This is a genomic window from Vibrio sp. CJQ_6 (genome assembly GCF_043106745.1).
Classification (GTDB): domain Bacteria; phylum Pseudomonadota; class Gammaproteobacteria; order Enterobacterales; family Vibrionaceae; genus Vibrio; species Vibrio furnissii.
The window spans coordinates 118,324-136,409 of the sequence record NZ_JBICMV010000036.1 but is presented as its reverse complement, the minus strand read 5'-3'; the positions used below and the strand labels follow the sequence as shown (position 1 = coordinate 136,409).

Annotated in this window: 17 protein-coding genes; 10 read left to right on the top strand and 7 right to left on the bottom strand. The window is 52.9% G+C overall.

Features of this window, described 5'->3' with window-relative positions; all coding sequences use genetic code 11:
- Positions 1-27 precede the first annotated feature (27 nt).
- From astA to ACF8PK_RS20975, 3 genes are all read left to right on the top strand, one after another.
- Entirely contained in the window at positions 28-1,047 is a 1,020-nt protein-coding gene (gene astA, locus ACF8PK_RS20985; protein WP_392443425.1) for an arginine N-succinyltransferase, read from the top strand.
- A 33-nt stretch (positions 1,048-1,080) separates the two neighbouring features.
- Entirely contained in the window at positions 1,081-2,538 is a 1,458-nt protein-coding gene (gene astD, locus ACF8PK_RS20980; protein WP_238820885.1) for a succinylglutamate-semialdehyde dehydrogenase, read from the top strand.
- A 185-nt stretch (positions 2,539-2,723) separates the two neighbouring features.
- On the top strand, positions 2,724-3,518 hold the full coding sequence (locus ACF8PK_RS20975) for a DUF1338 domain-containing protein (RefSeq protein ID WP_055465827.1): 795 nt from the start codon (positions 2,724-2,726) through the stop codon (positions 3,516-3,518).
- A gap of 82 nt (positions 3,519-3,600) precedes the next feature.
- On the opposite strand, the gene crp is transcribed toward ACF8PK_RS20975, so the two are convergent.
- From crp to ACF8PK_RS20945, 6 genes are all read right to left on the bottom strand, one after another.
- Positions 3,601-4,233: a cAMP-activated global transcriptional regulator CRP gene (crp, locus tag ACF8PK_RS20970; RefSeq protein ID WP_004728582.1), complete on the bottom strand. Its 633-nt coding sequence runs from the start codon at positions 4,231-4,233 to the stop codon at positions 3,601-3,603.
- Positions 4,234-4,475: 242 nt separating this feature from the next.
- A complete protein-coding gene (locus ACF8PK_RS20965; RefSeq protein WP_004728583.1) occupies positions 4,476-5,345 on the bottom strand; it encodes a phosphoribulokinase in 870 nt (289 codons plus the stop codon).
- Positions 5,346-5,439: 94 nt separating this feature from the next.
- On the bottom strand, positions 5,440-5,649 hold the full coding sequence (locus ACF8PK_RS20960) for a YheU family protein (protein ID WP_004728584.1): 210 nt from the start codon (positions 5,647-5,649) through the stop codon (positions 5,440-5,442).
- Positions 5,650-5,737: 88 nt separating this feature from the next.
- Positions 5,738-6,715: a hydrolase gene (locus ACF8PK_RS20955; RefSeq protein ID WP_004728585.1), complete on the bottom strand. Its 978-nt coding sequence runs from the start codon at positions 6,713-6,715 to the stop codon at positions 5,738-5,740.
- A gap of 127 nt (positions 6,716-6,842) precedes the next feature.
- Entirely contained in the window at positions 6,843-7,316 is a 474-nt protein-coding gene (locus ACF8PK_RS20950; RefSeq protein ID WP_004728586.1) for a TIGR02444 family protein, read from the bottom strand.
- Positions 7,313-9,235, bottom strand: a complete 1,923-nt coding sequence (locus ACF8PK_RS20945) for an ABC transporter ATP-binding protein (protein ID WP_004728587.1) — start codon at positions 9,233-9,235, stop codon at positions 7,313-7,315. The genes ACF8PK_RS20950 and ACF8PK_RS20945 overlap by 4 nt, the downstream gene beginning before the upstream one ends.
- 136 nt (positions 9,236-9,371) lie before the next feature.
- On the opposite strand from ACF8PK_RS20945, the gene kefG reads away from it, so the two are divergent.
- The 7 genes from kefG (at position 9,372) to ACF8PK_RS20910 (ending at position 16,120) form a co-directional block, all read left to right on the top strand.
- Positions 9,372-9,941, top strand: coding sequence for a glutathione-regulated potassium-efflux system ancillary protein KefG (gene kefG / locus ACF8PK_RS20940; RefSeq protein WP_004728588.1), 570 nt, complete (start codon positions 9,372-9,374; stop codon positions 9,939-9,941).
- Between the two features lies 1 nt (position 9,942).
- Positions 9,943-11,745, top strand: coding sequence for a glutathione-regulated potassium-efflux system protein KefB (kefB, locus tag ACF8PK_RS20935; protein ID WP_143680285.1), 1,803 nt, complete (start codon positions 9,943-9,945; stop codon positions 11,743-11,745).
- A gap of 13 nt (positions 11,746-11,758) precedes the next feature.
- Positions 11,759-11,974 carry a YheV family putative zinc ribbon protein gene (locus ACF8PK_RS20930; RefSeq protein WP_014204352.1) on the top strand — a complete coding sequence of 72 codons (216 nt, stop codon included), beginning with the start codon at positions 11,759-11,761 and terminating at the stop codon, positions 11,972-11,974.
- Between the two features lie 164 nt (positions 11,975-12,138).
- Positions 12,139-12,702 (top strand): peptidylprolyl isomerase, encoded by a 564-nt coding sequence (gene slyD, locus ACF8PK_RS20925; RefSeq protein WP_392443418.1) that lies wholly within the window; start codon positions 12,139-12,141, stop codon positions 12,700-12,702.
- A 169-nt stretch (positions 12,703-12,871) separates the two neighbouring features.
- Positions 12,872-13,813 (top strand): isoaspartyl peptidase/L-asparaginase family protein, encoded by a 942-nt coding sequence (locus tag ACF8PK_RS20920; protein ID WP_004728592.1) that lies wholly within the window; start codon positions 12,872-12,874, stop codon positions 13,811-13,813.
- 128 nt (positions 13,814-13,941) lie between these two features.
- Entirely contained in the window at positions 13,942-15,258 is a 1,317-nt protein-coding gene (locus ACF8PK_RS20915) for an adenylosuccinate synthase (RefSeq protein WP_004728593.1), read from the top strand.
- A gap of 226 nt (positions 15,259-15,484) precedes the next feature.
- Positions 15,485-16,120 carry a flagellar protein MotX gene (locus ACF8PK_RS20910; protein ID WP_014204354.1) on the top strand — a complete coding sequence of 212 codons (636 nt, stop codon included), beginning with the start codon at positions 15,485-15,487 and terminating at the stop codon, positions 16,118-16,120.
- Positions 16,121-16,173: 53 nt separating this feature from the next.
- On the opposite strand, the gene ACF8PK_RS20905 is transcribed toward ACF8PK_RS20910, so the two are convergent.
- Complete coding sequence (locus tag ACF8PK_RS20905; protein ID WP_172561689.1) at positions 16,174-18,009, bottom strand: DUF3413 domain-containing protein; 1,836 nt, start codon at positions 18,007-18,009, stop codon at positions 16,174-16,176.
- Positions 18,010-18,086 lie beyond the last annotated feature (77 nt).

Below are 18,086 nucleotides of genomic sequence, written 5' to 3'. Positions count from 1 at the left end.
ACCTGTTTGCATCTGGAGGGAGTATTGATGCTAGTTGTTCGCCCTATTGCAATTTCAGACTACGACGCGCTGCACACCTGCGCAGTGGAATCGGGTCATGGATTCACCTCATTGCCGGTTAACGAAGAACTGTTAACCAATCGCATTAAACATTCCGAATACAGCTTTACCAAACCCGACGTTAACCAGCCGGGCGATGAAGGCTACCTGATGGTTGGTTTTGATTCCGACAGCGGTGAAGTCGCCGGGACCACCGGCATCGAAGCGTCCGTGGGCTGGGATATTCCGTTTTACTCATACCACATCAGCACCATTGTGCATGCCTCGCCAAAACTGGGCGTCAACAATGTGGTTAAGTTGTTGACGTTTGGAAACAACTACACCGGTTGTTCGGAAATCTGCACGCTGTTTTTGCGCCCGCCGTTTCGCGAGGGCCTCAACGGACGCCTGATGTCGAAATGCCGCTTTCTGATGATGGCCGAGCATCCGCATCGATTCTCGCAAACCATTTTTGCGGAGATGCGCGGTGTGTCGGACGAAGATGGTAACTCACCATTTTGGCAATGGTTGCAAGAGCACTTTTTCTCCATCGACTTCACCATGGCGGATTACCTGACCGGCATCGGCAAGAAAGGCTTTATCGCCGACTTGATGCCAAAGCTGCCGATTTATATCAACCTGCTGAGCAAAGAAGCGCAGGCGGTGATTGGTCAGGTGCATGAGAAAACCCGCCCGGCGCTGAAGTTGCTGGAAAAAGAGGGCTTTACCTGTCGTAACTACGTCGACATTTTCGATGCGGGCCCGTCTGTGGAATGCGACCTGCGCAATATTGAATCGGTGCGCGACTCGGTGCGTGCCAAGGTGGAGATCGCCGAGCATTCCAGCTCGCAGGATTTCCTGATGTGTAATACCTCATTTGAATATTTCCGCGCGACGGCGGCGAAAGCAGCCTATAACCGTGAGCGGGGAACCGTGATTATTGCGCCGAACGTGGCAGCCGCGCTGCAAGTCGACCAAGGCGACTTCCTGCGCATCCTAGCGCAATAATCAGCGCACAGTAACGAATTGAAGGACAAGACAATGACTCAGTGGATTGCCGGTCAATGGGTGGCTGGTCAGGGGGAACACCTCACCTCTTTAAGCCCATACAACAACGAAATCGTCTGGCAGGGCGACAGTGCCACGCCCGCTCAAGTTGAAGATGCCGTGAAAGCCGCGCGCACTGCGTTTGTTGCGTGGAAGAAACTGCCATTCGCGGCACGCGAAAAAGTGGTGCTGGCGTTTGCTGAAAAGGTTAAAGCCAACGCCGAAGCCATTGCGGAAGTGATTGCCAAAGAAACCGGCAAACCGATTTGGGAAACGCGCACCGAAGCCGCCGCCATGGCTGGCAAGATTGCGATCTCGATTCGAGCCTACCACGACCGTACCGGTGAAAGCGTGCGTGAAGCGGCAGGCAACCAAATTGTGCTGCGTCATCGTCCGCTGGGCGTGATGGCGGTCTTTGGACCGTACAACTTCCCGGGCCACCTGCCAAACGGCCACATCGTGCCTGCGCTGCTGGCAGGCAACACTGTGGTCTTCAAACCATCGGAACAAACCCCGTGGACGGGGGAAGTGGCGATGAAACTGTGGGAAGAAGCGGGCTTGCCGAAAGGCGTGCTGAACTTGGTGCAAGGCGGTAAAGAGACCGGGATTGCACTCGCGCAGTCAAAAGGCATTGATGGTTTGCTATTTACTGGCAGCGCCAATACGGGACATCTGCTGCACCGTCAGTTCGCAGGACAACCCGGTAAGATGCTGGCACTGGAAATGGGCGGCAACAACCCGATGGTGATCTCCGATCAATATGGTGATTTGGATGCCACCGTGTACACCATCATTCAATCGGCGTTTATCAGCGCTGGTCAACGCTGTACCTGTGCACGCCGCTTGTACGTGCCGCATGGCGACAAGGGCGATACGCTGATCACTCGTCTGGTGGAAGCCACTCAGAAACTGCGCATCGACCAACCTTTTGCAGAGCCTGCACCGTTTATGGGGCCACAAATCTCCAAAGCGGCCGCGGACGTGATTCTCAATGCGCAGGCAAACTTACAGTCGCTGGGCGGTGAAATTTTGTTGGAAGCGCGCGGTCTGCAAGCGGCGTTTGTCACGCCGGGCATCATTGATGTCACGCCGATTGCCGAGCTACCAGATGACGAATACTTTGGCCCGCTACTACAAGTGGTGCGTTACGAAACGCTGGCCGAGGCGGTTGAACTGGCCAATGACACCCAGTTTGGTCTGTCGGCGGGTCTGGTCACCACTGATGACCGCGAGTGGGAATACTTTGTGGACCATATTCGCGCTGGCATTGTGAACCGCAACCGTCAGCTGACGGGCGCAAGTGGCGATGCGCCATTTGGTGGCCCGGGCGCGTCGGGCAACCTGCGTCCAAGCGCGTTCTACGCCGCGGACTACTGCGCGTATCCGATGGCGTCGATGGAAGGTTCGGCCACTGAATTGCCAGCCACGTTGAGTCCGGGTATCGAACTGTAATTGATGATTTAGCTTACGTCACAGGCTGAAGGCTACCCGGTCCTTCTCGGGCTTCGGATCGGGTAGCCACTTTTTACCAGAACAACAATAAATCGGTATCGTTGCCCCAAGTCGTGAGTGGTCACTTGGGCAACAGAATTCAATCACCCAGGTTGCTTGCAGAGCAGCGCAGACAAGGAGGCGTTATGACGCCAGCAGTTCTTTTTGAATCCCTATGGAATGACTACATTCGACGCCTTTGTCCGTCGGCCGACAAGGTGCATCAACTGCTTCAGGAAGACGAAGTGTTGATCAACGACCACATCGCCCTGCGCACCTTTAATATCGCGCCGTTGGGGCTGGAAACACTGGCCAAACCGTTTCTGGCATTGGGCTACACGCCGTGCGGTGATTACGTTTTTGAAAGCAAAAAGCTGGTGGCAAAACATTTTGAGCATCCAGACCCGCTGCAACCGAAAGTGTTCATCAGTGAACTGAAAGTGGAAGCGTGCTCGCTTGAGCTGCAATCGATTGTGGCGAAGTTGGCGGCGCAAGTAGATGTGACACAACTTCAGCACGCGGCATTCCTCTACGGTGGCCGCTTGTGGGATCTGAGTTACGCTGATTATCTGCAACTGGCGAAAGAGAGCGAATACGCGGCTTGGTTGGCTGCACATGGTTACGGCGCTAACCACTTTACCGTGAGCGTGAATCAATTGAAGACGTTGGATGAAGTGAAACAGGTGAACGATCACCTACGCAGCGCAGGCTTCACCATCAACGAATCTGGCGGCGAAGTGAAGGGATCACCCGACGTGCTGCTGGAGCAGTCATCGACCATGGCGGATAAAGTGCCAGTGAGTTTCCTTGAAGGCAGCGAGATCATTCCGGGTGGGTTTTATGAGTTTGCCAAGCGTTACCCCATGGCCAATGGTGAACTCTACACCGGGTTTGTTGCGGCATCAGCCGATAAGATTTTTGAAAGCACCGACAGCAAATAACCACGGCACGTTGACCGTAATCGACACAAATAAAAAGCCACCGCGAAGGTGGCTTTTCTGTGTAATGCTGTTGCGACGTCGATTAACGAGTGCCGTACACCACGATGGTTTTACCGTGTGCAGAAATCAGGTTCTGCTCTTCCAGCATCTTCAGGATGCGGCCCACGGTTTCACGTGAACAGCCAACGATTTGACCAATCTCTTGACGAGTGATCTTAATCTGCATGCCATCTGGGTGAGTCATCGCGTCGGGTTGTTTCGCCAAGTTCAGTAGGGTCTGTGCAATACGACCGGTTACGTCTAAGAACGCCAAGTCACCTACTTTTTGGCTGGTCACTTGCAGACGGCGAGCCATCTGACCAGACAGGCGCATCAGGATGTCCGGGTTAACCTGAATCAGCTGACGGAATTTCTTAAATGAAATTTCCGCTACTTCACAAGGAGATTTTGCACGAACCCAGGCAGTACGCTCCTGACCTTCTTCAAACAAGCCAAGCTCACCGATGAAGTCACCTTGGTTGAGGTAAGACAGAATCATCTCCTTACCTTCTTCATCTTTGATCAGTACCGCAACAGAACCTTTGACGATGTAGTACAACGTTTCTGCTTTCTCGCCCGCGTGAATCAGCGTGCTTTTTGAAGGGTACTTATGAATGTGACAATGTGAAAGAAACCACTCTAGTGTTGGGTCGGTTTGAGGTTTACCTAGAACCATAATATCTCACTTCCTCTGCAGGGTACGCTTGCTGCTATCCATATTTTAGCGAAGCCTTATTTTGGATTCTCTAGAATAAGAGGACTTTCTTGTTGCTGCAAGTTATCTTGTGTTTCGGTATGGAATAGTATCCTTTTTCCCAAACGATTTCTTGATTTTAATCGTGTCGGGGGACGGATAAACTACGCAAAATTGTGCACATGATCACGGTATGAAAAGTAATCGACACAGTGACGGTATGATTAGCCAATTTTCCCTGACTCGATCAGCTGTTGCAGGAGCGGTCTGACGATCAACTCCATGGCAAAGCCCATTTTCCCCCCCGGTACCACAATGGTGTTGTGGCGCGACATGAATGAGCCATCAATCATCGCCAGCAAGTAGGGGTAGTCGACGTTTTTAATGCCGCGCAGGCGAATGACGACAAAACTTTCATCCAAACTGGGAATGCCTTTCGCATTGAGCGGGTTGGAAGTATCGACGGTGGGCACGCGCTGAAAGTTGATGTGGGTGCGAGAAAATTGCGGCGTGATGTAATTGAGGTAATCGTCCATCGAGCGCACGATCGAATCCATCACCGCTTCTCGAGAATGGCCGCGGTCGCGCGTGTCACGCACGTATTTTTGAATCCATTCCAAGTTCACAATCGGCACCATGCCAATCAGAAAATCGACGTGTTGTGCGACGTTGACTTCGCCATCGACCACCCCGCCGTGCAGCCCTTCGTAAAACAGCACATCGGAGTTTTCTGGCAATTGCTGCCAAGGCGTAAAGGTGCCCGGCATCTGATTGTACGGCACGGCTTCGTCAAAGGAGTGAAGATAGCGTCTGACCTGACCGGTGCCTGATTTTCCAAACTGACGGAAGAAGTCTTCCAGCGCGGTAAAGTCGTTGGCTTGCGGCCCAAAATAGCTGATGTGACGACCTTGCTCGCGCGCTTTGCGAATCTCGACGTCCATCTCTGGGCGAGTAAAGCGGTGAAAGCTATCGCCTTCCACCCACGCGGGTTTGATGTCCATCATATTGAACATCTTGCGAAATGCTTCTGAGGTCGTGGTTGTGCCGGCGCCCGACGAACCGGTGACGGCGATAATAGGGTGTTTCGCTGACATGACAAACCTTGTCTCTGAGTCCATAAAATCGGGCTGTTTCAACACAGCCCAAGTCGAATCACTATAGCACGGAAAAGATGACTGTCGTCATCCGTTAGCGTTGATTGACTTTGATATCAACGGTTTCATGTAATTCTGAATAGACGATCACGGCCTCGCCAGACTGCAATTGCGCCTTCACTTGATCGACTTTTTCTTGCAGCGAAATCTCGACTTCACCGTAATCAGTGCCTTCGCGTAACACGAATTCACGAATCAGACTGTCGAGTGTATCCGGCGCGATTTGCTGCCACGGAACGATCATAAATACCTCTTGCTTTTATGTTCGTGGTTGAATGCCCAAGTATAACGCCTTCGAGGGAAGGCGTCAGTGCTAAGCGAGTCCGTGCAGATCAGATGCTGTCGCGCAGGCTCGCGTAGTAAGCGGGCAGGGATTGTTCGAGCCAGAATGTCGGTTTGAGTAGCGAGCCACTAAGGAAGCCGACATGGCCGCCTTGATCAAACAAGCGATAATCGATGTTTTCCGGCAGGACAAATTTGGGGATCACGGCATCGGTCATAAACGGATCGTCTTTGGCGTGGATGATCTGAGTCGGCACGCGAATGTCTTTGAGTTTATGGATGCCTGAGCAGCGCTGATAGTAATCCTGCGCGTCTTTGAATCCGTGCAGGGGCGCGGTGATCAAATCATCAAACTCTTGCAAGCGCGTGACGCGTTTGATGTTGTGATACGACAGCCCCAATTCACCTTTCAGCAACTGATGTTTGCGCAGCGCATTTTGTTTGAGCGACGAGAGCAAATAGGTGCGATAGAGTTTGGAAAATCCGTGTTCGATACGCTCCGAACAGGCGGCGAGATCCAGCGGCGCAGAGACCACGGTTGCGGCACTGACGATGGGATCGTGGTTGAACTCGGCCAGATAGTTGACCAGCATATTGCCGCCGAGCGAAATGCCGACCGCAATCATGGGTTGCGAAGGAAATTGCTCGCGCAAGGTTTCCAAGACAAAACGCGCATCTTGCACTTCACCGGAATGGTACGCGCGCGCCAAATGGTTGGGTTTGCCGCTACAGCCGCGAAAATGCATCATCACCGACAGCCAGCCGTCGCGAGCAAACGCGTGCATCAAGCCATTGGCATACGGGCTGTAGAAACAGCCTTCCAAGCCGTGAAATAGCACAAACAGCGGCTTATTTTGCGCATCGGCGTGGTGCGGGTCTTCACTCCAAGCGAGATCGAGAAAGTCGCCGTCCGGCGTATCGAGGGTTTGCCACACCGGTTCAAACAGCGCTTTTTTTCGAATGAAACGCGGAAACAGCGTTTGCAAATGCGGGTTTTTCAAGCCGGTTGCGGCCACAAACTGGGTCATAATTCAAACCAATACCGAATGATTGAATGAGTATATACCCAAGTTACCTCAGATGAGTCGATTCGGCGAGTGGTGGTGACATTTTGTGAAGCGCTGCCCCAAATGAGAGGGATAGCCGATGATGAGATTAATAGCTGGGTGGCACGGGCTTCATAAATACGGCCGCCAGATGCTCTGCGCCCAGTTGGCGGCAGTAGCGTAGTGTGAGCGCTTCGCCGTGGCTATTTTCTAAGGTGAGGTGGTTGATGCAGTCGACCAAATCCGCTTGCTGCTGCTTTTCGAGTTGCAGTTCAAATTGCAGCGCTTCGCGGTAGAGCGTATCGGGCAGATGGGTTTTCATCTTACGGCGCATCTCGCGGTAACTGTGCAGCAGGGTTTCTGAGCGACTGAGGCAGTCGATCACCTGCTGCCATTCGTTTTCGATCGGCGTGACTTGCTGCTCGTCGAGGTATTTGAGCAGGAGCAGCAAGTTGACGTTGCCGTTGAAGTTGTTTTGCAAGCTTAAGCACGCCTCTTTCACCTCGCGCACGCTGTAATACTGCAAACTGAATTGCCATAGTCGTTCCAACGTGAGGGGGATTCTGACGTGCTCGTGGCTCATTGACTGTTGAACTCCTGTTCCATCTCTTCCAAGACTTCCTGCTCTGCCATCCAGTCCATTTCAATGGTTTCGAGTTCGGACTTGGCGTTGGCCTGCGTGGCGAGTACTTGTGTAAGTTTAGCTTTATTTTCTGCGTCATACAGTGAGGCATCGGACAATTGTTCCTCTGCTTCAGCGATCATGGCGTTCAACTTATCCATTTTCGTTTCCAACTGTGTCAGCTTTTTGCGAATTGGCGCAGTCTGCTTACGAAAATCGGCTTCACGGCGTTTTTGCTCTTTCTTCGCCGCAGCGCTGTTGGTGTTGTCTTTGGCCGGGGCCTGCGCTTGCGTCTCTTTGCGCTGCGCTTTTTGCTGATCGGTCAGCCACTTGTAGTAATCAGTGAGGTCACCATCAAACGGTGCCACTTGGTGATCGTGCACGAGGTAAAGATCATCGGTGGTCGCGCGCAGCAGATAGCGGTCGTGACTGACGATCACCATGGCGCCTTCATAGCTTTGCAGCGCAAGCGTGAGCGCTTGACGCATGTCGAGATCCAAGTGGTTGGTCGGTTCGTCGAGCAAGAGCAGGTTCGGCTTTTGCCATACCAGCAGCGCCAGCACCAAACGCGCTTTTTCGCCGCCGGAAAACGGGCCGACTTTATCCAGCGCTTTGTCGCCGTGGAAGCCAAAACTGCCCAGATAGTTACGCAGTTCGAGTTCGTTTTTGTCAGGCGCAATCTGCATCATGTGTTGCAGCGGCGTCTCTTCCGGATGCAGCGTTTCCAACTGATGCTGGGCAAAGTAACCAATTTTTACGCCTTGCGAATAGGTGAAATCGCCGCCTTGCTGTTTCAGTTCACCGGACAGCAGTTTGATCAGCGTGGATTTACCCGCGCCGTTTCGACCCAGCAAACCGATGCGGCTGCCCGGTACCAGATTGAGGCGAATTTTTTCTAGGATCAGGCGCTCGCCGTAGCCTGCGCTGACATCATCCATCATCAAAATGGGGTTCGGCAGTGCCGATGGCTCACGAAACTCAAAGCTGAAGGGGTTATCAAACTGCGCTGGCAGCACTTTCTCCATGCGTTCCAGGGCCTTGATGCGGCTTTGCGCTTGACGGGCTTTGGACGCTTTGTAGCGGAAGCGGTCGATGTAGCTTTGCATGTGCGACATCTGCTTTTGTTGCTTCTGGAACATGGCTTGCTGTTGCAGCATCTTCTGCGCGCGTTGGGTTTCAAACGATGAGTAGTTGCCGGTGTATTCGTTGAGTTTTTCGTTCTCGATGTGAATGATGCGACCGACGATCGGATCGAGGAAGTCGCGGTCATGCGAGATGAGGATCAGCGTGCCCGGATAGCTCTGCAGCCAGCGTTCAAGCCACATCACGGCGTCCAAATCCAAGTGGTTGGTCGGTTCATCCAGCAGCAGTAAATCGGAGCGACAGATCAGCGCTTGTGCGAGGTTGAGTCGCATTCGCCACCCACCGGAGAACTGAGTCAGGCTCCAGCTCATCTGCTCTTGAGAAAAGCCCAGACCATCGAGCAGCTCAGCAGCGCGTGCGCGAATGCTGTAGCCGCCAATGGTGTCGATGTGGCCGTGCAGTTCGGCCACTTTGTTGCCGTTGTCTGCGCGCTCCGCGTCTGCCAGTTGGCGTTCCAAGTCGCGGTATTCACGATCGCCGTCAATGACGTATTCCAGTGCGCTGCGCTCTAAAGCTGGCGTTTCTTGCGCCACCCAAGCCAGCTCCCACTGCGCCGGTTTGCTGAACGAGCCGGCGTCAATGCTCAGTTCGTCTTTCAGCAAGGCGAACAGGGTGGATTTACCGCAGCCGTTTTTCCCCACCAAGCCGACTTTGTCGCCGGGTTGAATGGTTGCCGAAGCCTGATCGAGCAGTGGTTTACCACCGCGCAGTAACTGAATGTCAGAGAAGGTAATCATAAAAATATCGTCTGTTTTGGCCTTTAATTTTTTCGCTCGGAATAGTAGGGGGAATAAGGATAAATGTCGATCATTATGCAAATTGGGTTATGATGCGAAGTCACTTATTGTTAACAAAACGGAGTGTCGTCAAGGAATGACAAACGCTGAAACGTGCCCATCCAATAAGCCCAGCGTGCTGGTGATCTACGCGCATCCCGAGCCGGATCATTCGGTCGCCAATCAGGTGATGATCAAAAAGATCGCCGCGCTGGAGCATGTGTCGATCCTCGATCTGTACGCCACCTATCCCGATTTCTTCATCGATGTCCATGCTGAGCACCAACGGGTGTTGCAGTACGACGTGATTGTATTTCAGCACCCGCTGTACATGTATTCCTGCCCGGCCTTGTTAAAAGAGTGGATTGACCGCGTGCTTGGTAAAGGATTTGCGTTTGGCAATGAGAGTGCGATGAAAGACAAAGTGTGGCGCAGCGTGGTGACGGCTGGCGGCCATCAAGATGCCTTCACCTCCGATGGCTACAACCGCTACACCATGCGTGAAATTCTCCAGCCATTTGAGCTGACGGCGGCGCTGTGTCGTATGCAGTGGGTGGAACCCTTGGTGCTGTACTGGGCGCGCAATGTCAGTGACGTCGAGCGTTATCAACACGCGGAAGCGTACTTCGACTGGTTGCAAAACCCACTCCCGGGTGGAGGGCGATAACATGGCCTCGTTAACAGGCGATTTTCTACAAAGCGGCGTGGTGTTTCTCACCGCAGCGGTGGTGGCGGTGCCGCTGGCGCAGCGGATGGGCTTGGGGTCGGTGATCGGTTACTTGTTGGCGGGCGTGGCCATCGGTCCGTGGGGACTGGGGCTGATTAGCGATGTGAATGCCATTTTGCACTTTGCCGAATTTGGGGTGGTGCTGCTGCTGTTTTTGATCGGTTTGGAATTGAATCCGAAAAAACTGTGGCAGATGCGCGGGCCGATTTTAGGGCTGGGCGGCGCGCAAGTGCTGGTGACCGGGGCGGTGCTGGCGAGCATTGCTTACCTGCTAGGGTTCAATTGGCAAAGCTGTTTGGTGATCGGCATGGGCTTGGCGCTGTCATCGACGGCGATTGCGCTGCGCGTGATTGAAGAGCAAGGCTGGTCGCGCAGTGAAACCGGCCAATCTGGATTTGCGGTGTTGCTGTTTCAGGACATCGCGGTGATCCCGATGCTCGCGCTGATGCCGGTGCTGGCCGGAAACACAGGCGGGAACTGGCTCGATGGCGTGTGGATGCTGTGCGGCATTGTGGGGCTGCTGGTCGGCGGCCATTATCTGCTTAGTCCGTTGTTTCGTTATATTGTGCTCAGTGGCGTGCGTGAGCTGTTCACCGTCGCGGCGCTGCTGCTGGTGATCGGCATTGCGCTGCTGATGCAAAATCTGGGGTTGTCGATGGCGCTCGGCACCTTCCTTGCGGGCGTCCTGCTGGCGGAGAGCGAATTTCGCCATGAACTGGAAATCGCGATTGAGCCGTTCAAAGGGCTGCTGCTGGGCTTATTTTTTATCGCGGTCGGCATGGCGGTCGATCTCGGCTTATTGGCACTGATGCCGGTGCAGATCGTGCTGGCGGTGATCGGCTTGGTGGTGGTCAAAGGGTTGATCCTGTATGTGTTGGCACGCTTGTCGGGCACCCGCGCAAAAGCGCGCAGCAGCATGGCGGCGATCCTCAGCCAGGGCGGTGAATTTGCGTTTGTGATTTTCACGGCGGCCAGTAGCGAAGGGTTGTTGCACAGCGAACAAGTCTCCTTCTTGCTGGTGGTGGTGAGCTTATCCATGGTGACCACTCCGCTGCTTCTGACGGCGCAGCGCAAATGGTTTGCGCGCAATCTTAATGTGTCTGGCGATGACAAGTTGGCCAGCGATATCGTGAATAAAGAGCCGCGGGTGATCATTGCCGGATTTGGCCGCTTTGGCCAAATTGTGGGTCGTCTGATGTACGCCAATAAGATTAAAATTACCGTGCTGGAGAGCGATCCCAGCCAAATTAAACTGCTGCGTAAATATGGCTACAAAGTGTTTTATGGCGATGCCACACATCTTGAACTGCTGCGGGCTGCGGGCGCCGATGAAGCCGAAGCCATCGTGATTTGTACCGACGCGCCGGATGAAGTGATGAAAATCGTCGAATTGTGCCAACATCACTTCCCGCACATGAAAATTCTCGCGCGTGCTCGCAGCCGCGTAGAAGCGCACCAACTGCTCAATCATGGTGTGGAACGCTATTCGCGCGAGATGTTCCTCGGGGCACTGGATTTAGGCCGCCAAGCCTTGGTGACGCTGGGTATGCATCCGTATGAAGCCAAACGCGCAGAAGCGCATTTTCGCCGCTTGGATAGTGCGATGCTCAAAGAGTTGCTGCCACAACACAATGAAGACAAGCGATTGACCTTGCGGGCCAGAGAAGCGCGCAAAGAGTTGGAAGAAATTTTTGGCCGCGAGATGGACAACGATCGTCAATCGCGCGGCTATTGGGAAAAGTAACAGGACCAAGAACGTGAATAACAATCAACTAAAATCAAAAAAACGCTTTATCGCCGGTGCGAGCTGCCCAAGCTGCAAGGCGCAGGACACACTGCGCTGGTGGATTGAGAACAATATCGAGCTGGTGGAATGTGTCGAGTGTGACTACCACGAGCAGCGCAAACCGAAATCGGTGGAAAGCAGCGACCATGGCAGCGATCAGATGATCGGTATTTTTAAACCGGAATAATGCGCTGTCTGCCCCGTGATTCACGGGATTGAACCGCAGTTCGATGCCAAGGTGGTCACAGATGGCTTGAGGTGACTGGGGGATTACTCCATAATATTGCCCATCTCAGTCGCCAGTTCGCTGGCACGAATTGAGTATTGAATACACAACTCCTTGGAGCCGTTATGAAAATTGAAAAGAACGTGGTTGTAAGCCTTGCCTACCAAGTCAAACTGGAAGATGGCATCGTGGTTGACCAATCAACAGTGGAAGCCCCACTGGATTACCTGCATGGTCACAACAACCTGATCATTGGTCTTGAGCGTGAACTGGAAGGCAAAGTTGCCGGCGATAAATTCACTGCAACCATCGCACCAGAAGACGCATACGGCGAACACAGCGATGAGCTCGTTCAGCGCGTACCAGCAGACGTTTTCCAAGGCGTGGATCAAATCGAAGTGGGCATGCGTTTCTTGGCCGATACTGACCAAGGTCCAATCCCTGTCGAAATCACTGAAGTTGATGGTGACGAAGTTGTGGTTGATGGTAACCACATGCTGGCTGGCCACACACTGACATTCGAATGTGAAGTGGTTGCAATGCGTGAAGCGACTGAAGATGAGATCGCGCACGGTCACATCCACCAAGCACACGATCACGACCATGAAGGTGGTTGCTGTGGCGGTCATGACCACGATCACGGCCATGACCACGACGGCGGCTGCTGCGGCGGCGGTCACTGCCACTAAGTTGCAGTGACAAGCGACTTCGGCCGGAGTGAATCTCTTGGCTGAAGCAAGACACAAAAAGCGCGAATCGAGCGATCGGTTGGCGCTTTTTTTATGCGCGCCAGTTGAGATGCGGTATGTTAGATACATCAGGCTGATGAATTGGCCATTTGACGGTAAGGAATCGAACATGTCTCAACCTATTGCGATTGCCATTCACGGCGGCGCGGGCACCATTTTACGAGCGCAGATGAGCGATGAACTCAAGCAGGGGATTGTTGCGGCGCTGGAGCAGTCGGTGCGCGCTGGTCATCAGCTGTTAGTTCAAGGGGGCGATGCGCTCGATGCCGTGGTGGCAGCGGTAAGGGTGTTGGAAGACTCGCCGTACTTCAATGCGGGCAAAGGCTCGGTGCTGACACACCAAGAGATGGTTGAAATGGATGCGTCGGTCATGCATGGCTTGCACATGGATGCCGGTGCGGTGGCGGGGGTGCGCCACATTCGTAATCCAGTTGAACTCGCGCGTGATGTGATGCGTCACAGCGACCATGTGTTGCTGATCGGCGATGGGGCGGAGGCGTTTGCGTTTGGCCAAGGTTACGACTATACCGAACAGGATTACTTTTTCACTGAACGCCGTTATGAGCAGTTGCAAGCGATGAAAGCCAAAGGGCTGTTTGCGCTGTCGGAGTCCAAATATCCGGATGATAAGAAATTTGGCACCGTGGGCGCGGTGGCGCTCGATCAGCACGGTAACTTAGCAGCGGCAACCAGTACCGGCGGCATCACCAACAAGAAATTTGGCCGCGTGGGCGATTCTGCACTGATAGGCGCGGGCACGGTGGCAGAAAATGGCAATGTGGCCGTCTCGACCACTGGCATGGGCGAATTCTTTATTCGCAAAATGGTCGCGGGCGATGTGGCAGCGCGCATGCGGTACTTGAAAGAGGATGTTCACACCGCCAGTGAACAGGTGATTCAGGGCGAACTTAAAACGTTGGGCGGTGAAGGGGGCTTGATCGCCTTGGATGCCTCCGGCGAGATTCATTTTGCCATGAACAGCAGCGGTATGTATCGCGCAAGCATTGACACACAAGGGGATTTGCTCGTCAAAATTTATGCAGACGAGTGAGTGTTTTTTCACGAAAAAATGGATTCTATCCGTCTTTTTCGCATGGTATTTACATGCTTAAAAAATGACTGCAACGATCTAAATTCGATGCTAGAATCCATTTTTAACTAGCAACAGAACTTGGAAAGATGGGAAATAACGTAGTCGTTCTTGGCACCCAATGGGGTGACGAAGGGAAAGGTAAAATCGTAGACCTTTTAACTGAAGATGCAAAATACGTGGTTCGCTACCAAGGCGGTCACAACGCAGGTCACACGCTCGTAATCGACGGTGAGAAAACCGTTCTTCACCTGATTCCATCAGGTATCCTTCGCAACAATGTGAAATGCATTATCGGTAACGGTGTTGTACTTTCACCTGATGCACTTATCAAAGAAATGACTGGTTTAGAAGACCGCGGTGTTCCTGTGAAAGAGCGTCTTTTCATTTCTGAAGCTTGTCCTCTAATTCTTCCTTATCACATTGCTTTGGACCAAGCGCGTGAAGCGGCGCGTGGTAATAAGGCGATTGGTACAACGGGTCGTGGTATCGGTCCAGCTTACGAAGACAAAGTGGCACGTCGTGGTCTGCGCGTTGGCGACCTATTTGACCGTGCAGCATTCGCTGAGAAACTTAAAGAAGTGATGGCGCTCCATAACTTCCAGCTAGAACACTTCTACAAAGTTGAACCTGTAAGCTACGAAGACGTACTTGAGCAAGCCATGGGTTATGCCGATCTGCTGACTTCTATGGTGATTGACGTGACAGACGAGCTGGATGCAGCACGTAAGCGCGGCGATAAGATCATGTTCGAAGGTGCACAAGGCACACTGCTGGACATCGACCACGGTACTTACCCATACGTGACTTCTTCTAACACCACAGCAGGTGGCGTTGCGGCAGGTTCTGGTTTTGGTCCTCGTCACTTGGGTTACATTCTGGGTATCGCGAAAGCGTACTGTACTCGTGTGGGTGCAGGTCCATTCCCAACTGAACTGTACGATGGTAAAGAGAAGCAAGATCCAATCGGTAAGCATTTGGGTACTGTCGGTGCTGAATTTGGTGCGACAACGGGTCGTCTGCGTCGTACCGGTTGGTTCGATGCGGTTGCGATGCGTCGTGCCATTCAAATCAACTCAATTACTGGTTTCTGTATGACGAAACTAGACGTCTTAGACGGTCTAGAAGAAATCAAGATCTGTACCGGTTACCAAATGGCGGACGGTTCTGTGCTTGAAGTGTCGCCAATGGCTGCTGATGCGTACGAACACGTCACACCAATCTACGAAACCATGCCGGGTTGGTCTGAAAAAACATTCGGTGCTAAATCGATTGATGCGCTGCCTCAAACGGCACTGGATTACATCAAACGTATCGAAGAGCTGACTGGCGTACCTGTAGACATCATCTCAACCGGTCCAGACCGTAACGAAACCATCATCAAAGTACACCCATTTAGCGTGTAATTTTGCGTTTCTGAACATCAAAAGCCGACTGATTCAGTCGGCTTTTTTTATGTTTGTTGTGCATTGGTTTTGCTGTGATTTTGTGCGCTGGTGGCAAAAAATTGCCGCTGCTAGGCAAGTTTTCATTAAAGCGTGGTGCCAAATGGCCGATAAAGGAATCAGACCGAGCCAGCGCGGACGACGCGCTATACTGTTATGGCTATCGGAGTCAACGAAGAGTGCAGGTATGAAGCTACGTACGGTAGCTGCTTCTTTAGTGTTCGCATTGCATTCGGCTTTTAGTTACGCCAACGTGACCGAAGTCGGAGAACCCGTGCCGATCTATTCAGAAGCAGAGCTGATTAAATTAATTGCAGAAAACAAACACCTTGAGCGTGTGAAAGCAGACAACTGCCAGTTGGTGGAAGACATTGTTGCGCGTGCCACGCGCATCAACTTGCCGTCGTACGAGTTTCTGTATGGCGACATGCTGGCGTGGGGCGTGTGTGTGAACCAAGACGTGGAGCTGGGGCTTTACTACATGGAGAACGCGGCGCATCAAGGCTTGCCGGAAGCGCTGGAGCAGCTTGGGCGTTATTATTCGCGTGGCACCTTGGTGCAACAAGATAAAGAGCGCGCGATCCCTTATCTGCGAGAAGCGGCCGCCATGGGCAACTTGAATGCGCGAATTCAGCTGGCCGAACTGCTGCTGCGTGATTACGGTAGTCCGCTGGATTACGAAGATGCTTATCGTTGGCTGTATAACTCCGTGACCGCCGACAAACGCACGCATAACCGCATTGCGATTTTGCGCCAAGGTTTGGAGCAACGCATGCCGGAAAACATCATCGCGCGCGCTAAGCGTCGCGGCACCTTTTGGTAACGGGCACTCATACCCGTCCGTTACCAAAGGTCGTCATCACCTGATTCCTGCCATCAATTCAAAAATCGATTCATCTGCTTCAACGCCTGCATCAGATCGCCACTGCTCAGTGAGCGAAGTGCCTTGGGCTCCAATTGCGGCGTCATGGTTTGAACCGCACCACTGGGGTAGGTCACCATAATTTCATCATCGGCAACCAGCGCATAGTTGAAATAACTGCCCACAATCAACCATTCTCGATCACGTTGTGTATTCAGTAAATCGTACCCCACCGAATAGTCGTCCGTTGGGTTTTGGACGCCGAGCACACGATGCATAAAGGTTGGGGCAATATCCAAGTGTGTCGTTTTCCAGTCAATCTCTTCCGGTGCTTCTCCCGGAACATAGATGTACAGCGGAACATGAATTTGCGCCATGCTGTAGTTACTGCCATGCCCCCAATAGTTCTGATGATTGTCGTTAAACTCCTGACCGTGGTCGGAGGTAATCACGATGATGGTGTTGTCTAAACCGCCTTGCGCTTCCACGGCACTTAACACGCGTTCAATTTGGCCATCAATGTAATACAGCGCATTGCGGTAGCGGTTTCGATACGGCTCAGGATCGAAGTCGTTATTGAGCTTGATGTGATCGACACGGCTCCAAGATGGGGTAAAACGCGGCGTCATGTCGGCCGGAAATTCGGTCGCATGCGCTGAATCGTAGAACAGAAAACCAAAATACGGCTGCTGAGTGTCTCGCTGAGCGAGGAAGTCAACAAAGTCATCAGTGATACGACGGTCGCGATCGGTCGAACGGTCGGCCGGTGTGTCGACGCGCAGATGGTCGATGCCGCGAAAAACGGTGCGATCAAACGGCGGGCTGTTGAGCGGCGCCGATGCGTAAATGGCAAACTGATAGTTGAGTGCTGCCAGTGTTTTCATCATCGCCGGGCGCTTTTGGGCTGCGTGAAAGGCCTCCCAATAGGTCGCTGGCAAACCGTAAAACAGGCTAAATATACCGGCTTGCGTCGAGTTGCCGCCACTGATGTGTTGCTCAAAACGCAGCGAGCGTTGGGCAAACTGAGCGATGTTTGGCGTTACCTCGGAGTTGGCATCGTCATAACGCCACGTATCAATGGCGATAAACAGAATGTTGGGTTGCTCGTGCGGCGGCTCAATGACCAGTGGATGCAACGGATAATTCAGATGGGAGTTGCTTGGCCGGCTCATGTTCAAGCTTTGTTCTCGCACGGCCTGCGTATCCACCCAGCCGAAACGATGGAAAAAGCGTTTGGCGGTCAGGGGGTAATACAGCGGCCAATGCACGCTGTAGCTCGGTACGGTGGTATCGTAATTGGCATCGCGCCACATGTGAATGGATTGGCTGACCAACAATGCTGCCAGCCATACCCCGCCGGCATAAGCCGCCCAACGCAAGTGACGTTTGGCGAGGCGAGTGCTGAGCAGGGCAATCGCCGTGCACGCGATGGCGACGGCAAGCACTTGCAGCGTCGCCATCAACAGGGTGTACCAAGAGAGTGAGATGACCTCATCGCCCCCTTCAATCAACAGTTCCCAAATGAAACCACTGAGATGGAAGCGATATTGCTGATACACCGCCACATCAATCATCAGCAGCACCGACCCCAGCCAAGTCACGAAGGTGGCCAATATGCGTAAGACACGGCAAGGCAGCCAACTCAGAAGTAGCATGGCAAACAAAATGACGACAGCAAACAGGCCGAACCAGCCGATTTGAGTGGTCACCAAGTACAAGTGTGCCACGACATCATGGTCGGGGGGCGTCATCCATGTCAGGTACGGTAAGCCTAAACCAGATAATAAAACAATGTTCAAAATAAATTGGCACAATAACCAACGAACGTTTTGTCGAATCGTGAATCGCATAAAAAATGGGTTCCCTGACGGGGTAAACAAATGGGGGAAAAAACGTGCACAATGTAACGAATTATTCGAGCGATGTC

What these genes read in the sequence shown, in the direction of transcription:
- ACF8PK_RS20955 (WP_004728585.1), bottom strand. Translation starts at nt 6,715, where the DNA reads ATGACCCAGTTTGTGGCCGCAACCGGCTTGAAAAACCCGCATTTGCAA.
- slyD (WP_392443418.1), top strand. Translation starts at nt 12,139, where the DNA reads ATGAAAATTGAAAAGAACGTGGTTGTAAGCCTTGCCTACCAAGTCAAA.
- ACF8PK_RS20905 (WP_172561689.1), bottom strand. Translation starts at nt 18,009, where the DNA reads ATGCGATTCACGATTCGACAAAACGTTCGTTGGTTATTGTGCCAATTT.
- ACF8PK_RS20960 (WP_004728584.1), bottom strand. Translation starts at nt 5,649, where the DNA reads ATGATCGTTCCGTGGCAGCAAATCGCGCCGGATACACTCGACAGTCTG.
- kefG (WP_004728588.1), top strand. Translation starts at nt 9,372, where the DNA reads ATGACAAACGCTGAAACGTGCCCATCCAATAAGCCCAGCGTGCTGGTG.
- ACF8PK_RS20975 (WP_055465827.1), top strand. Translation starts at nt 2,724, where the DNA reads ATGACGCCAGCAGTTCTTTTTGAATCCCTATGGAATGACTACATTCGA.
- ACF8PK_RS20910 (WP_014204354.1), top strand. Translation starts at nt 15,485, where the DNA reads ATGAAGCTACGTACGGTAGCTGCTTCTTTAGTGTTCGCATTGCATTCG.
- ACF8PK_RS20945 (WP_004728587.1), bottom strand. Translation starts at nt 9,235, where the DNA reads ATGATTACCTTCTCTGACATTCAGTTACTGCGCGGTGGTAAACCACTG.
- ACF8PK_RS20920 (WP_004728592.1), top strand. Translation starts at nt 12,872, where the DNA reads ATGTCTCAACCTATTGCGATTGCCATTCACGGCGGCGCGGGCACCATT.
- ACF8PK_RS20950 (WP_004728586.1), bottom strand. Translation starts at nt 7,316, where the DNA reads ATGAGCCACGAGCACGTCAGAATCCCCCTCACGTTGGAACGACTATGG.
- kefB (WP_143680285.1), top strand. Translation starts at nt 9,943, where the DNA reads ATGGCCTCGTTAACAGGCGATTTTCTACAAAGCGGCGTGGTGTTTCTC.
- crp (WP_004728582.1), bottom strand. Translation starts at nt 4,233, where the DNA reads ATGGTTCTAGGTAAACCTCAAACCGACCCAACACTAGAGTGGTTTCTT.
- astA (WP_392443425.1), top strand. Translation starts at nt 28, where the DNA reads ATGCTAGTTGTTCGCCCTATTGCAATTTCAGACTACGACGCGCTGCAC.
- astD (WP_238820885.1), top strand. Translation starts at nt 1,081, where the DNA reads ATGACTCAGTGGATTGCCGGTCAATGGGTGGCTGGTCAGGGGGAACAC.
- ACF8PK_RS20915 (WP_004728593.1), top strand. Translation starts at nt 13,942, where the DNA reads ATGGGAAATAACGTAGTCGTTCTTGGCACCCAATGGGGTGACGAAGGG.
- ACF8PK_RS20965 (WP_004728583.1), bottom strand. Translation starts at nt 5,345, where the DNA reads ATGTCAGCGAAACACCCTATTATCGCCGTCACCGGTTCGTCGGGCGCC.